Genomic DNA, 15,091 nt, shown 5'->3' on the forward strand with positions numbered 1-15,091 from the left:
GTGGCGACGTCTAATCTCCCCCCTTGCGGGGGAGATGGCCGGCAGGCCAGAGGGGGGTGCTGTCCCGCCAACAAAACAGATATGAGCCGCTACTCCTTCGCCGCTCCAGCCGCCTTGATGTCCAGCAACCCGTAGCCGAAATCATTGTCCCGCCCCTTGGGCCCGAGATCCTTGGCTGTGGCGGCAAGCGCCTTCTCGATCTCGTCAGCCGAACGATCGGGCGCGGCGTGGATCAGATTGGCGATGGCGCCGGATACGATCGCGGCCGCGAAGGAGGTGCCGGTCACGACGTCGGAGCCGGCGCCGCTCGGCGCCACCATCTCGACGCCCGGCGCCGAGATGAAGACATAGGCGCCGCGATTGGCCTGCGGCATCAGCCCGTCCTTGGCGTCGGTGGCGGTCACCGCGATCACGCCGTCGAAGGCGGCCGGATAGCCATAGGGCGCCTTCGGGCCATTGTTGCCGGCGGCGGCCACCAGCACCATGCCCATCGCCCGGGCATTGCGGCAGGCGGTRCCGAGCAGGTCGTTCTTCGGGCCGACGAAGCTCATATTGATGATGCGCACATTCTGCTCGGCCGCCCAGTCGAGCGCCGACAGGATGACGTCCATGGTCGACTTGCCGTCTTCGAAGGCGCGCGCATGGTAGATCCTGGCGCCAGGCGCCATGCCTTCCAGCGGACCGACGCCGGCGATCAGCCCGTCGACCGAGGTGCCGTGATCGCGCTTTTCGATCGGCACGTTGGGCATGGCGTCATATTGGTCGGCAATGACGCCGGCGAGCGCGGGATTGGTGTCGTCGATGCCGGTGTCGATAACGGCGACGCGCACATTCTCGCCGCTCGCTTGGCCAGCATCGAGCGCGATGCGGTCGAAGGCATAGTTCACGATGCCGGCCGCCTGCTGCAGCGAATAGATATGGTTTGGCTCGCGCCGCTGCGTGCGGCCGTCGGCGGCAAGCTGCGCCAGCACCACGCCGACGGGCCGCCCGTCGGTGATGCCGAAGCGCACCAGCGTGGTGCCGAGCAGTCGCGACTGGCGCTGCGAGCGCACCTGCAGGCCGAAGGAATTGGCGATCTGCCGCACCACGCCGGGATCGCCGTCGACCGTCACCAGCACCTCGTCGGGCACGAATTCGCCGACGACCGCGCGCGGCGGTTCGGCCAGGTTGAGGCCTTGCGGCACCGTGACCGGACCGCTCGGCGTTGGCGCGGGCGGTGGCGCGCTGTTGGAACCGTTCGATGACGATGTCCCGTTGGACGGTGCGGGCGTTTGTGGGGCGGCGGGCGCCGGCGAGTTCGGAAAGAGATCGACGATCAGCGCCGGCAGGAACACCGCGCCGCTCGTGGCCGCGCCGGGCGTTCCTGCGCCATTCTTGGCGCCGCCGTCCTTGTCGCAGCCGCCGCCGGCCGCCGTCGTACGGTTCAAACAGTCGATCTGCTTTTGTGACAGGTTCGGGTCGTTGGTCTGCGCGAACGCAGGCGCGGCGACAAATGCCACCGCGAGCACTGCCACGCGAAGAATGACCGCCTTAGCCGCCATCGGCCGGTTTCCTTCCCTGCACCACAGCATCCGCGAAAGGCTGGGCGGCAATAAGGCCGACGAGCCTGTCGTAATCGGCTGCCGTGCTCGCCGGAACCGTCAGGTGGAACACGCCGTCCGCGGTCGGGCCGCCGGCGATCTTCAGCCCGTTCTGGCCGAGGAAGGCGGCGATATCGGCCATCCTGGCGTCCGGCTTGAACTTCACCAGCGCGAAAGGCAGCTTCGCCAGATCGTCCTGGGCGCCGGCCACTTCGAAGTCGTTGCCCTTGCCGCCCGGCTGTTCGAAGGACTGCACGATGACCAGCGCAAGCAGCGCTGCGGCTGCCGCCCAGGCGACGCCGGCGGGCATCGCCGTCACCCGGCCGAAGATCTTCGCCAGCCAGGATTGGCCGGGCGCGCGCACGGGGCCGGCCTCGGCGTCGAGCGCCCTGGTGAAACGGCTCAGCGCATCGGCCGGCGGGCGGATCGCCTCGTTGGCGGCGGCGGTGCCGGAAAACTCGGCCTCAGCCTCGCCAAGGGCGGCAAGCGCCGTCGGATCGGTGGCCAGCCATTCCTCGACGGCCTCCAGCTCGGCGCCTTCCAGAGAGCCGTTCAGATAGAACGGCAGCAGCGTCTCCATCTCGTCGCGGCGCGACATCTTTTCAGCGGCGCTCATGGCCACCCCCTGTCGTAACCGGCGGCCTTGAGGGCTTCGCCGAGTTTCTTGCGGGCGTAGAACATCCTGGTCTTGACGGTCGCGACCGGAATGCCGAGCACCTCGCCGATTTCGGTCACCGACTGGCCGTGGTAATAGGCAAGGTCGATCACCGTGCGGTGCTCTTCCGGCAAGGCATCGACGAAGCGGCGCAAGGCGGCGGCCTTGTCCTCTTTCATGGTGACGACTTCGGGCGTGTCGGCGCCGTCGGGAACCTGCGCCGCGTCGTCGTCGTCGATCCAGTCTTCCTTCTTCTTACGCAGCGAAGACAGCGCCTTGAAGCGGGCGATGCCGAGCAGCCACGTGGAAACTTCGGAGCGGCCCTCGAAGCTGGGCGCCTGCTTCCACAGCTCGAGAAAAACCTCGTTGGCGATATCGTCGGCCATCATTTCCGATCCCGTCTGGCGCGCCACGAAGCGGTAGACCCGCGCGTGGTGACGCATGAACAGGAGCCGAACGGCGGCCCGGTCGCCCTTCGCGACCCGGTCTACAAGCGCGCGATCGGTTTCGGTCGCCGCGTTCATGGCCGGTCGAGCCGCCTGGCTCCTCGTAGCTCTGTCGCTGATCGGTCCAAAAAGGTTCACCCTCCGCCAAGGATTTTTCGGAGGCTAACCGAAGAGCGGGGAGGTTGCCAGTAGGGGCGCTTTCCTTCTCCCTTTGTGGGGGAAGGTGGATCGGCGCGATAGCGCCGAGACGGATGAGGGGTGTTCCAGCGGAGTGAGACGTTGGCTTTCCCTGGAACACCCCTCATCCGTCGCCTTCGGCGACACCTTCTCCCACAAGGGGAGAAGGGGGAGGCGCGCTTACCCCAAAAAAACCTTCGCCTTCATCGTCTCGGGTATTTCCACGCCGAGCCGGCTCAACACCGTCGGCGCGAGCTGCAGTTGGTCGAGCAGCGTGTCGGCTTCGGGCCCTTTCGCGGGTCCGAAATAATAGAGCGCGAAATCCTGCATCTCGTCGTCATGGCCGCCATGGTGGCCGCGGTCGGTCTGGCCGTGGTCGGCCGTCACGATCACTTCATAGCCGGCTGCGCGCCATTGCGGCAGGAAAGCCGCGAGCATGCCGTCCATGGCGTAGCAGGCATGGTCCATCTCGTGGCAGTCGTGGCCGAAGCGATGACCCATGGAGTCCAGCGTGCAGGTGTGCAGGATGCCGTAGTCGATGCCGTGCCGCTTCGCCAGCATGGTCAGCGTCGCGAACAGGTCGACGTCGCTCGGTGTCATCTGGTTCTTGAGATTGTAGCCGGTCATCGTGTGGAAGCGGCCATGCGTGATCGGCCCGCTTGGATCGTCGAACTCCATGTCCTCGACAAGGTCGAACGGGTACGAACGGAAGAATTCCGACCAGTAGGAATGGGTCACCGCGCCCGTCTTGCCGCCGGCCTTGCTCACTTCCGAGAAGATATCCGGCTGCCTGACGCGAAAGCGGTTCTCGTTGGAAAGGATGCCATGCACCTGCGGCGTCACCCCGGTGTGGATCGAGGCGTAGCAGCAGGCCGAGGTCGACGGCAGCACCGAGCGCATCTTCCACACCTGCGCCTCGCCCGACTGCGCCCAGCCCTCGAGATTGCCCATCAGCCGGCGCCAGTTCCGGTAGGGCACGCCGTCGAGGATGATGAGCAGCAGTTTGGATTTGAGCGCCACGGAAGGTTCCTGTTCTTCGAAACGAAAGCGCCGCGTGTCGCGCGGACACGCGGCGCTTCTTTGGATAGCCTGACATCAGGCGTTCAGCCAGCACTCGCAGAGCGCATAGCCGTCCATCATCTCGCCATTGGGGTTCTTCACCCAGCCGCTGAGCTTCTTGGTGTTGGCGGCGTCGACGAACTGGTTGAAGAACGGCACGATCAGCCCGCCTTCGTCGCGCATCAGCATCGCCATGTCGCGATAGATCGCCTTGCGCTTGGCCTGGTCCAGCTCGGCGCGCGCCGTGTAGAGCATCTTGTCGAATTCGGGCCGCTTGAAGCGCGTGTCGTTCCAGTCGGCGGTCGACAGATAGCCGGTGGAATACATCTGACCTTGCGTCGGCCGGCCGCCCCAATAGGAGAGCGAGAAGGGCTGCTTGTTCCACACTTCCGACCAGTAGCCGTCGCCGGGCTCGCGCTTGATCTCTATCTTGATGCCGGCCTTGGCGCAGCTCTGCTGGTAGAGCTGCGCTGCGTCGACCGCGCCGGGGAAGGCGACGTCGGAGGTGCGCAGCAGGATCGAGCCGCTATGGCCCGACTTCTTGTAGGCCGCCGCCGCTTTTTCCGGATCGAACTTGCGCTGCTCGATGTCGGTGGAAAACAGCGGATAGGCTTCGTTGATCGGGAAGTCGTTGCCCACCGACCCGTAGCCGCGCAGGATCTTGTCCAGCATCTCCTCGCGATCCATGGCGAGCTTCAGCGCCATCCTGAGGTCGTTGTTGTCGAAGGGCGCGGTGTCGCAGAACATGTTGAACGGGTAATAGCCGCGCCCCGCCACGTTCTCGATGCTGACGCCCGGCATGCGCTTGACCAGATCGACCACCTTGGGCTCGACGCGGTTGATGAGATGCACCTGGCCGCCCTGCAGCGCGGCAAGCCGGGCCGTCGGGTCGTTGATGACGACGATCTCGATCTGGTCGGCGTGGCCCGCCTTGTCGCCGCGCCAGTAATTGGCGAAGCGCTCGCCGCCATGCCTCACGCCGGGCTGATTGACGGCGACCTTGTAGGGCCCGGCGCTGATGCCGGCATTCGGGTTGTCCTTGCCGCCATTCGGCTGGATGACGAGGTGGTAGTCGGCCATCAGATAGGRGAAGTCGGCATCGGCGTCGCCGAGCGTCACCACCACGTCCTTGCCGTCGGCCTTGATGGTCTTGATGTTCTTCAAAATGCCGAGCGCGCCGGATTTCGACTTTTCGTCCGCATGGCGCTCGAGCGTGGCGACGACGTCTTCCGCCGTCACCGTCTTGCCGTTGTGGAATTCGATGCCGTCGCGGATCTTCATCGTCCAGGTCTTGGCGTCGGCCGAGGCGCCGATCTCCTCGGCGATCAGGTTCTCGACGCCGCCCTCGGGCGTCAGCCGCACAAGGAATTCGCCCCACTGCTTGCAGAAGTTGTAGGTCACCTGGCTGAGATTCAGCGCCGGGTCGAGGCTGTTGGTCGATTCACCCCCCTGCAGGCCCGCCTTGATGATGCCGCCCTTCACCGGGCTCGCGGCGAAAGCCTTGCCGGCCAGCGTCGTTGCCAGCGCCGCCGAGGCGCCGAGCGCCGCCGCGCGGCCGAGGAAATCGCGGCGAGAGATCCTGCCCTTGCCGGCGAGCGCGGCGAGATGGTCGAATTCCGTCTGCATGTCCTGCCCCCTTTTTCGAGATTGATTTCGGTGCGAGCCCTACCCGCCCGCAGCAATCTTTCCCGTTCCCTGTTGCAGCCACATGACAGCCGCCGCCTCGGAGGCAGACTTCGTGGGCTAATTTCCGGCGCTTTCCATGCGCCGGCCCTTGATCGCCTTTTCCAGCCAGCCGATTTCCATTTCCGGCACGGAGGACAACAGCAGGTCCGTATAGGCGTCGAAGGGCGGCGTCAGCACCTTGCTCTTGGAGCCGTAGCGCACCACCTCGCCGCGATACATGACCGCGATCGAATCGGCGATCGACTTCACCGTCGCCAGGTCGTGGGTGATGAACAGATACGCGACCTTTTCTTGGCTCTGCAGGTTCAAGAGCAGCTTGAGGATGCCGTGGGCGACGAGCGGGTCGAGCGCCGAGGTCACCTCGTCGCAGATGATCAGCTTCGGCTTGGCGGCGAGCGAGCGCGCGATGCAGACGCGCTGCTTCTGACCGCCGGACAGCTCGGCCGGATAGCGGTCGACAAAACCCTTGCCCATCTCGATCTCGTCGAGCAACTCGGCGACGCGCTTGTCGCGCTCGCGCCCTTTCATGCCGAAATAGAATTCCAGCGGCCTGCCGATGATGGTGCCCACCGTCTGGCGCGGGTTCATCGCCACGTCGGCCATTTGGTAGATCATCTGCAGCTGGCGCAGATCCTCCTTCGGCCGGTCGGCCAGCCTGTTGGCGAGCGGCCTGCCGTCGAAGGTGACGGTGCCCTCCTCGGGCGGCAACAGGCCGGTGATGGCGCGCGCCAGCGTCGACTTGCCGGAGCCGCTCTCGCCGACGACGGCGAGCGTCTGTCCCGGATAGATGTCGACCGAGACGTTCTTCAGCACCTTGACATGGCCGCCGCCATAGGCGGCGGTGACATTCTTCACCGACAGGAAGGGCGTCGCGCCTGGCTGCTGTTCCTGGTGCTCGATCTCATGCACCGAAACCAGCGCGTTGGTGTATTCCTGGCGCGGCTCCTTGATGATCTGCCGCGTGCCGCCCCATTCCACCAGCCGGCCATGGCGCAGCACCATGATCTCGTCGGACACCTGGGCGACGACGGCAAGATCGTGGGTGATGTAGAGGGCCGCCACATGCGTGTCGCGGATGGCGTCCTTGATCGCGGCAAGCACGTCGATCTGCGTCGTCACATCGAGCGCCGTGGTCGGCTCGTCGAAGACGATCAGGTCGGGCTCCGAGCAAAGCGCCATCGCCGTCATCACGCGCTGCAGCTGACCGCCGGAGACCTGGTGCGGATAGCGCTCGCCGATCGTTTCGGGATTGGGCAGGCTGAGCTTCTTGAACAGCGCGACGGCCCGCTTCTCGGCCTCGGCGCGGGTCGCGGTGCCATGCAGCATGGCGGCCTCGACCACCTGGTCGATCAGCTTGTGCGCCGGATTGAAGGCGGCCGCCGCCGACTGCGCGACATAGCACACCTCGCGTCCGCGCAGCGCCCGCACGCCCTTGGGGCCGGCTTTCAGGATGTCGCGGCCGTTGAGGATCACCTCGCCGCCGGTGATGCGCACGCCGCCGCGGCCATAGGCCATGGACGACAGGCCGATGGTCGACTTACCGGCGCCGGATTCGCCGATGAGACCGAGCACCTTGCCCTTCTCAAGAGTCAGCGAAACGTCATGGACGAGCGTGATCGTCTTCGGCGCTTCGCCCGGCGGGTAGACGGTCGCCTCGATGCGCAGGTTGCGGATATCGAGGAGCCTGCCTGAATTTGCCTTGCTGTCGGCCATCAGCCGCGCCCTCCCTTCAGGCTCGTCGTGCGGTTGAGCACCCAGTCGGCGACGAGGTTGACGGAGATCGCCAGCACCGCGATCGCGGCCGCCGGGATCAGCGCCGCCGGAATGCCGAAGACGATGCCGTCCTTGTTCTCCTTGACCATGCCCCCCCAGTCCGAATCCGGCGGCTGCACGCCGAGCCCAAGGAAGGACAGCGCCGACAGGAAAAGCACCGCGAAGATGAAGCGCACGCCGAGCTCCGCCACCAGCGGCGACAGCGCATTGGGCAGGATCTCGCGGAAGATGATCCAGGCCTTGCCTTCGCCGCGCAGCTTCGCCGCCTCGACGAAGTCCATGACGTTGATGTCGACGGCGACGGCGCGTGACAGGCGGTAGACGCGGGTGGAATCCAGGATGCCCATGACCAGGATCAGCGTCAGCGTGTTGGTTGGCAGCACCGACAGCACGACGAGGCCGAAGATCAGCGTCGGGATCGACATCAGAAGGTCGACGAAGCGCGACAGCAGCGTGTCGAACCAGCCGCCGAAGACAGCCGCCGTGAAGCCGAGGATAGAGCCCAGCGAGAAGGACAGCGCCGTCGCCGCCACCGCGATCTCCATGGTGATGCGCGCGCCGTAGATCATGCGCGAGACAAGATCGCGGCCGAGATTGTCGGTGCCCAGCCAGTGCGCCGCCGACATCGGCTCCCATACGTCGCCGACGATCTCGCCATTGCCATGCGGCGCGACCCAGGGCGCGAAGATGGCGCAGAACGCGAACGCGCCGGTCAGGATCAGCCCGATCCAGGCGGTGACTGGGATTTGTCGTAGCGCCATTCGCCTCAGTTCCCCTTCTGGTCGTCTTGCATCCGGCCCGTCACTTCAGATGTTTTTGTCATTTCGGATGCCGCAGCCGCGGGTTGGCCACGATGGCGGCGATGTCCGCGACGATGTTGAGCGTGATGTAGACCGCGGCGAAGATCAGGCCGACCGCCTGCACCACCGGCACGTCGCGCTTGGCGACATGGTCGACCAGATATTGTCCCATGCCCGGATAGACGAAGATCACCTCCACCACCACGACGCCGACGATGAGATAGGCGAGGTTGAGCATGACGACGTTGACCACCGGCGCGATCGCGTTCGGGAAGGCATGCTTGCGGATGATGTCGAAGGGCCTCAGCCCCTTGAGCTCGGCCGTCTCGATATAGGCCGACTGCATGACGTTGAGGATCGCTGCGCGCGTCATGCGCATCATGTGGGCGAGCACCACCAGGGTGAGCGCGGTGGCCGGCAGCACCACGGCCTGCAGCCTTTCGAGAAAAGGCGTGGAGTCATCCACCGTCGAGATGCTCGGGAAGATCTGCCAGTGCACGGCGAACACGAAGATCAGCACATAGCCGATGAAGAATTCCGGGAACGACGTCGAGGCCAGCGCCAGGCCGGAGATCAGCTTGTCGACGAAGCCGTTGCGATAGCGCACGGCAATGAGCCCGAGGATGATCGCCAGCGGCACCGCGACGATTGCCGCGCAGGCGGCCAGGAAAAGCGTGTTCTTCAGCCGGGTGCTGATCGAGGTGGCGATATCGAGCCCGCTTGACTGCGCCGTGCCGAAATCGCCATGCAGGACGCCCCACAGCCAGTGCACGTAGCGCAGCCACGCCGGGTCGTTGAGCCCGAGCTGCTCGCGCAGGTTCGCCAGCGCCTCCGGCGTCGCCGACTGGCCGAGGATCGCCTGGGCGACGTCGCCCGGCAGGATCTGCGTGCCGGCGAAGATCAGCACGGAAACGGCCAAAAGAAGAACCAGGCCCAGCAAGATGCGCTGAGCGACCAATCTCAGGATCGGAGACGACATCGGCTACCCGCAATGGTGAAGAAGGGATGATACCCGCCTTTACGGGCGGGCCATGAAAGCCGGGAAGGGCCGACTCGCGCCGGCCCTTCCTTTGTCCTTCGTCAAGCTTGCAGCCAGCACTCGATCAGGGCATGGCCGTTGCTGAGTTCCTGCGCCGGATTGTCGACCCAGCCTTCGACGCCCTTGCCGGTCGCGTCGACGAACTGGTTGAAGAACGGCACGATCAGGCCGCCTTCGTCGCGCATGATCTCGCCCATGTCGCGGTAGATCTTCTTGCGCTTGGCCTCGTCCAGCTCGCCGCGCGCCGCAAGCACCATCTTGTCGAAGTCAGGGCGCTTCCAGCGGGTGTCGTTCCAGTCGGCGGTCGACAGATAGGCGGTCGAGTACATCTGGTCCTGGGTCGGTCGGCCGCCCCAGTAGGAGAGCGAGAAGGGCTGCTTGTTCCAGACTTCCGTCCAGTAGCCGTCGCCGGGCTCGCGCTTGATCTCGATCTTGATGCCGGCCTTGGCGCAGCTCTGCTGGTAGAGCTGGGCGGCGTCCACGGCGCCCGGGAAGGCGACGTCTGAGGTGCGCAGCAGGATCGAGCCGCTATGGCCCGACTTCTTGTAAGCCGCGGCCGCCTTTTCCGGATCGAATTTGCGCTGCTCGAAATCGCCTGCAAACAGCGGGTAAGCCTTGTTGACCGGCATGTCGTTGCCGACCTCGCCGTAGCCGCGCAGGATCTTGGTCAGCATCTCCTCGCGGTCCATGGCGAGCTTCAGCGCCATCCTGAGGTCATTGTTGTCGAAGGGCGCGGTGTCGCAGAACATGTTGAAGGGATAGAAGCCGCGGCCAGAGGCGGCGCGGATGGTGACGCCGGGCAGCCGCTTGACCAGATCGACGATCTTCGGCTCGACGCGGTTGATCATGTTGACTTGGCCGCCCTGCAGCGCGGCCATGCGCGCCGTCGGGTCGTTGACGACGAYGATCTCGACCTGATCGGCATGGCCGTATTTGTCGGGCTGCCAGTAGTGGTCGAAACGCGCGGCGGTGTGCTTCACGCCGGGCTGGTTGCCGGTGATCTTGTACGGGCCGGTGCCGATGCCGGCATCCGGCTTGTCCATGCCGCCATTCGGCTGGATGATCAGATGGTAGTCCGCCATCAGATAAGGCATGTCGGCGTTCGGGTCCTTCAGCGTGACCACGACATTGCCGCCATCGACCTTGATGGTGTCGATGCTCTTCAGGACGCCGAGCGCGCCCGACTTCGACTTCTCGTCGCTGTGGCGCTTCAGCGTCGCCACGACGTCGTCCGGCGTCACTTCCTTGCCGTTGTGGAACTGGACGCCCTTGCGGATCTTCATCGTCCAGGTCTTGGCGTCCTTGGAGCTGCCGATCTCCTCGGCGATCAGATATTCAACGCCGCCGCCCGGCGCGAGCTCGACCAGCGTCTCGCCCCAGCATTTGCCGAAGGCGAACGGAACCTGGCTGAGGAAGGTCGCCGGATCGAGGCTGTTGGTGGATTCGCCGCCCTGCAGGCCTGCCTTCAGCGTGCCGCCCTTGACCGGGCCGGCAGCGCGCACGGCGCTGGAAAGCATCGAGTTGGCGACGGTGGCGGCGACGCCGAGCGCGGCGGCGCGACCAAGAAAATCGCGACGGCTGAGTTTTCCGGCCGCGACTCGCCGGCTGAGATAGTCAAGTTCGTTGGACATTATGGTTCCTCACTCTGGGTATGCGACCTTATGGTCGTTTCTTAGTATTGGAGGAGATAATGACCGTAAGGGAAAGCGGCAGGCAAGACCGAATGCGACATGCGGTGGCGTAAATCGCACGTCGCATTTGGACCAATCTTGCCGGGGCTCAGAGGAGCGCGCGGGGAATCGCGTGCTCGAAATGGCGTTCGAAGACCAGCTTTTCGCCCTCATAGGCTTCGATTCTGGCGCTGACGATGAAGTTTGCGGCGTCCGATCGCATCTGGGCAAAGGTTTCTGTCCGCACCGACCAATCATTCCGCGACAAGGTCTGCGTCCAATGCGTGGCTCCGGTGGCCGACAGCGGGTCGTCGGGATGGATCATCCATGTCTCGCGCACGATGCTGCCATTGACCAGCCCGTGGTCGAGGTCGCGCACCGCGCCGAAATCGTCGGTTATGGAAAGCGTGACGAGGCCGGTCTTCTCGTCGCGGTCGACATGGCGTTCGGAATTCGCCGGCCGGATCGTCTCGGTCGCCCAGGGAGTCGCGCCTTCCGGTTCAGGGAACGAGACTTCATTGCCTTTCGCCGGCGGGCGCAGCGGCAGCTTCAGCGTCGCCTTCGCGAGATCGAGCCGCACCGGCTCCGGCGAGGGCCAGATCATCGGCCAGTAGGCGGTCGAGACGGCGATGCGCAATTTATGGCCGGCCGGCACCCGGTAGGCGCACTGGTCGAGCACCACGCGTGCCGAAACCGTCTCGCCGGGAACCAACGGCTCGGGGAATTCGTGCGAGTTGCGGTGGGTTAGGTTAAGCACACCATAGGAGATCAGCTCCGAGGCGCCGTCGGGATGCACGTCGCAGAGGCGCACCGCGATGTTGGCCTGGGGCCGATCGGCGGCAACCCGGATTTCGAGCTCCGGCGCGCCGACGATGTCGATCTCCGCGCCGAGCACGGGCTGGTCGAAGCACACCGACAGCGCGTCGTCGGGGCGTTGGTCGCCGGGCAGTTCCGGCCCGAAGGTGAAGGGAAAATACTCTCCGCCGGCAAGGCCGCAGGTCTGCGGCGAAGCGACGATGGAGGGCTTGGCGCCGTCGGTGATGAGTCCGATCGCCTCGATCCTGATATTCGGTGACGGCCATTCCTGGTCCGCCACCCAGCGGCCCGGCCGCTCGGGATGCCAGCGCGCCGGCCGCACGCTGTCCATCACATAGGCGCGATAGGCCGGATCGGCCTCGACGCCGGTCGCAGCGCCCTTGAGCCAGCGGTCCCACCAGCGCAGCGCTTCCTGCAGGAAGCCGATGGCCGGATTGGGCCCGGCGTAATGCGGGTATTTGTGGATCCAGGGGCCGACGATGCCTTTGACCGGCGACTGGATGTTGGTGACGAGGTGCGAGATCGTGTTGCGGTAGCCGTCATGCCAGCCGCCGATAGACAGCACGGCCGCCTTGACCGCCGAAAAATTCTCGCAGATCGACCCACGTTTCCAATAGGCGTCGCGATGCTGGTGGCTGAGCCATAGCGGCAACAGGAAAGGCTGGTTCTCCAGCCGGCTGAGCCACAAGTCGCGCCAGCGATTGCCGCCGGCGATGGCCGGGTCCGGCGGCCGCGACGAATAGGACAGCATTGTCGAGGCCCAGCCGAAATTTTCGAGCAGCAGGCAGCCGCCCTTGTAATGGATGTCGTCGGCATAGCGGTCGAYGGTCGAGCACAGGCTGATCACCGCCTTCAGCGCCGGCGGCTGCTTCGCCGCCGTCTGCAGGCAGTTGAAGCCGCCCCAGGAAATACCCATCATGCCGACATTGCCGTTGCACCAGGGCTGCGCCGCCGCCCAGGCGATGACGTCGCAGGCATCCTGCAATTCCTGCTCGGAATATTCGTCGTCCATCAGCCCTTCGGAATCGCCGTTGCCGCGCATGTCGACGCGGATCGAGGCATAGCCGTGGCCGGCGAAATAGGGATGGGTGAGYTGATCGCGAAAAATGGTGCCGTCGCGCTTGCGGTAGGGCAGGTGCTCGAGGATCGCCGGCACCGGACTGTCCGTCGCATCCTCGGGCATCCAGACGCGCGCCGACAGCCGGCAACCGTCTGGCATGACGATGCCCATATCGGGAAATTCGACGACCTTGCGGGGAAATTCGGTGATGGTTTTCATGGGGCGCATAACGCTCCGCGTCATGGCGACTTTCAATCGCCAATCGCGACTGGAGCATCAAAAAATGCGACCTGGGTCGTTAGCGCAATTCGTCAAGCAGTTCGGGGTGCTTTTCCAGCAACGTCATCAGTTGAATGGTCGGGCCGCTCGGCTCGATCAGGCCCCTTTCATATTTGTCGAAGGCGTTCTCGCCGACCTTGAAAAGAGAGCCGGCCTCACGTTGCGACAGCTTGAGCTTTGCGCGCATGCGCCGGATAGTTTCTGGCGCCGGCACGCCGTCGATCTTTTCCTTGAGAACGCGCAGGGCGGCATCAACGCCAGCCATGTCGTCTCCGACATGCACGCCGTCTCCGTCCGAAGCCGGATAATAGCCCGGCAGGTCGACAACCATGCTCTCGCCTTTGTAGGTCACGGTGAACGGACGCACCCCGCGCGTTAGGATCTCTCCGGTTTCGGGAGAGATCATGGTTTCACTGGTTTCTCTTGCCATTATCATTTCTCCTTGAATGCCATGACCGTGAATTCGGTCACGACATCCGCCTGGAATTTCACATAGAGAACGATGTCGCGCGCCGGCACGTAGTAAACGTCCTGCCAGACCCGGTGATCCGCGAAAGTCGTCATCGACTTCACGAACATCTTGCGTGTCATGCCGCCGATCACCTCGACAATGCCGGCACGATCGAAGCCGAGGCCAATTGCGTCCCGCAGGGCTGACGTTGTGATGGCCAACGTATCGACAGACCCGAACGTCGCCTTGATTGCATCGAGATCGTAGGTGGGCCTGCGTTTCTCCATGACCAAATATGCCACCATAAAGGTGGCAATTCAAGATGACCAGTTGCCGAGGACCGGCTCAGATCATTCGGCTTTCAACTTGCGCTGTCGCGCTAATTTATGTATTACGTTTATTCACGTGGCCCGACGCAGACACAGTGGATGATCTCGCCTGAAAATCGTTTGGGATGAGCCAAAACGGGTGACGAACCTCGAAAACCGAGGTCTCGACTTCGCCGATCTCGATATCGAGTTTTTTGCCACGTCAATTGTCCTCCTGGCCAAGGCCGGTCGGCTCAAGGCAATTGGAGAATTTGGAGAGATCATTCTCGCCGTGATCTTCAAGCCGCTTGGTTCTGAAGCGATCTCGATGCGTCGTGCCAGCCGAAAGGAAAGGTCCGTGTATGAGCAACACTAAGTCACGTATTCGGCGGCTTACCGATGCCGAGGAAGCCGAAATTCAAAGACAGATTGCTGCTGATCCTGAGGATGGGGAGGCGACCGACGAACAGCTGGCCCAAGCCAAGCCTTTCGCGGAAGCGCTCCCGGAGCTTTTCGAGAGTATAAGGCGCTCCCGTGGCCGGCCGGCCCTGGAGAAACCAAAGCAAGTCGTCTCCATCCGCCTGGACCAGGACGTTGTCAGAAAATTCAAGGCGACCGGCAAAGGCTGGCAGGCGAGGATAAATGAGGTGCTGAAAAACGCGAAGGTAAGGTAGGCAATCCGCGTCAGTTCAGCGGAATGTCGTTCTCGGCCTTGCTCGCCTGATAGACGCCCGACAGCTTGTTATAACGCGCCTCAATTCTGCCGATCCGAGCCTCCAGCCGCTTGCGCTCGGCTTCGGGCAGCGCCCGCACCAGCCTGCGAATGGAAAAACTCTTCCAATAGGCGTTCTCGGCATTGTAGCCGCCGGGGTCGAGAGTGAAGACCTCTTTCAGGATTTTCAGATCATGCGGGATAGCAAAACTGTCGCGCGAATCCTCATGGCTGAACAGGTAGTAGAAATTGTCGAAGCCGGTCCAGGTTATCGCCGACAGGCAGAGCGAGCAGGGCTCGTGCGTGGCGATGAACAGCGCATCCTTGGTGTCGACGCGCTCGGCCTTGGGCATCTCGTAGAAACGCTTCAGGCAATGCACCTCGCCATGCCAGAGCGGGTTTTCCATCTCGTTGTTGGTCTCAGCCAGCACCAGCGAGCGGTCGTCTTTCCTCAGGATCGCGGCGCCGAACAGCTTGTTGCCATGGGCGACGCCCTCAGCCGTCTTTGGCACGATGTCGTGCTCGATCACGTCGAGCAGGCGGTCGATCAGCGAAACGTCGGTCATGTCAATCGCAAGCT

The 15,091-nt window shown here is 64.1% G+C and carries 15 protein-coding genes; 2 read left to right on the forward strand and 13 right to left on the reverse strand.

Translation table 11 applies throughout. From position 1 onward, the window contains the following. Positions 1-89: 89 nt before the first annotated feature. The 12 genes from LCM4577_RS02665 to LCM4577_RS02720 form a co-directional block, all read right to left on the reverse strand. Complete coding sequence (locus LCM4577_RS02665; protein ID WP_040979849.1) at positions 90-1,541, reverse strand: S8 family serine peptidase; 1,452 nt, start codon at positions 1,539-1,541, stop codon at positions 90-92. Then, on the reverse strand, positions 1,531-2,196 hold the full coding sequence (locus LCM4577_RS02670) for an anti-sigma factor (protein WP_116389976.1): 666 nt from the start codon (positions 2,194-2,196) through the stop codon (positions 1,531-1,533). Before LCM4577_RS02670 ends, LCM4577_RS02665 begins: the two co-directional genes overlap by 11 nt. Beyond that, on the reverse strand, positions 2,193-2,759 hold the full coding sequence (locus tag LCM4577_RS02675; protein WP_041007304.1) for a sigma-70 family RNA polymerase sigma factor: 567 nt from the start codon (positions 2,757-2,759) through the stop codon (positions 2,193-2,195). Before LCM4577_RS02675 ends, LCM4577_RS02670 begins: the two co-directional genes overlap by 4 nt. A gap of 279 nt (positions 2,760-3,038) precedes the next feature. Continuing rightward, a complete protein-coding gene (locus LCM4577_RS02680; protein ID WP_071036562.1) occupies positions 3,039-3,878 on the reverse strand; it encodes an alkaline phosphatase family protein in 840 nt (279 codons plus the stop codon). Positions 3,879-3,953: 75 nt separating this feature from the next. Further along, positions 3,954-5,543, reverse strand: coding sequence for an ABC transporter substrate-binding protein (locus tag LCM4577_RS02685; protein ID WP_071069462.1), 1,590 nt, complete (start codon positions 5,541-5,543; stop codon positions 3,954-3,956). Between the two features lie 117 nt (positions 5,544-5,660). Continuing rightward, on the reverse strand, positions 5,661-7,316 hold the full coding sequence (locus LCM4577_RS02690) for an ABC transporter ATP-binding protein (RefSeq protein WP_040979841.1): 1,656 nt from the start codon (positions 7,314-7,316) through the stop codon (positions 5,661-5,663). After that, the gene (locus LCM4577_RS02695) at positions 7,316-8,137 is read right to left on the reverse strand and encodes an ABC transporter permease (protein ID WP_040979838.1); all 822 of its coding nucleotides are present in this window, start codon (positions 8,135-8,137) and stop codon (positions 7,316-7,318) included. The genes LCM4577_RS02690 and LCM4577_RS02695 overlap by 1 nt, the downstream gene beginning before the upstream one ends. A gap of 58 nt (positions 8,138-8,195) precedes the next feature. Continuing rightward, the gene (locus LCM4577_RS02700) at positions 8,196-9,155 is read right to left on the reverse strand and encodes an ABC transporter permease (RefSeq protein WP_071069464.1); all 960 of its coding nucleotides are present in this window, start codon (positions 9,153-9,155) and stop codon (positions 8,196-8,198) included. 101 nt (positions 9,156-9,256) lie between these two features. Continuing rightward, on the reverse strand, positions 9,257-10,846 hold the full coding sequence (locus LCM4577_RS02705; RefSeq protein ID WP_071069465.1) for an ABC transporter substrate-binding protein: 1,590 nt from the start codon (positions 10,844-10,846) through the stop codon (positions 9,257-9,259). 148 nt (positions 10,847-10,994) lie between these two features. After that, positions 10,995-12,980, reverse strand: a complete 1,986-nt coding sequence (locus LCM4577_RS02710; RefSeq protein ID WP_071069467.1) for a CocE/NonD family hydrolase — start codon at positions 12,978-12,980, stop codon at positions 10,995-10,997. A 79-nt stretch (positions 12,981-13,059) separates the two neighbouring features. After that, on the reverse strand, positions 13,060-13,470 hold the full coding sequence (locus LCM4577_RS02715) for a type II toxin-antitoxin system MqsA family antitoxin (protein ID WP_071069469.1): 411 nt from the start codon (positions 13,468-13,470) through the stop codon (positions 13,060-13,062). 2 nt (positions 13,471-13,472) lie between these two features. After that, positions 13,473-13,778 (reverse strand): type II toxin-antitoxin system MqsR family toxin, encoded by a 306-nt coding sequence (locus LCM4577_RS02720; RefSeq protein ID WP_071069871.1) that lies wholly within the window; start codon positions 13,776-13,778, stop codon positions 13,473-13,475. Between the two features lie 151 nt (positions 13,779-13,929). On the opposite strand from LCM4577_RS02720, the gene LCM4577_RS02725 reads away from it, so the two are divergent. Beyond that, entirely contained in the window at positions 13,930-14,175 is a 246-nt protein-coding gene (locus LCM4577_RS02725; RefSeq protein WP_071069470.1) for a BrnT family toxin, read from the forward strand. Beyond that, positions 14,162-14,473, forward strand: a complete 312-nt coding sequence (locus LCM4577_RS02730) for a BrnA antitoxin family protein (protein ID WP_071069473.1) — start codon at positions 14,162-14,164, stop codon at positions 14,471-14,473. Before LCM4577_RS02725 ends, LCM4577_RS02730 begins: the two co-directional genes overlap by 14 nt. Positions 14,474-14,483: 10 nt before the next feature. Here the strand turns inward: LCM4577_RS02730 and LCM4577_RS02735 are convergent, their stop codons facing one another. Continuing rightward, positions 14,484-15,077, reverse strand: a complete 594-nt coding sequence (locus LCM4577_RS02735; protein ID WP_071036552.1) for a nucleoside deaminase — start codon at positions 15,075-15,077, stop codon at positions 14,484-14,486. Positions 15,078-15,091: the final 14 nt, after the last annotated feature.

Source organism: Mesorhizobium sp. LCM 4577 (genome assembly GCF_001854795.2).
In the GTDB taxonomy this organism is placed as follows: Bacteria; Pseudomonadota; Alphaproteobacteria; order Rhizobiales; family Rhizobiaceae; genus Mesorhizobium; species Mesorhizobium plurifarium.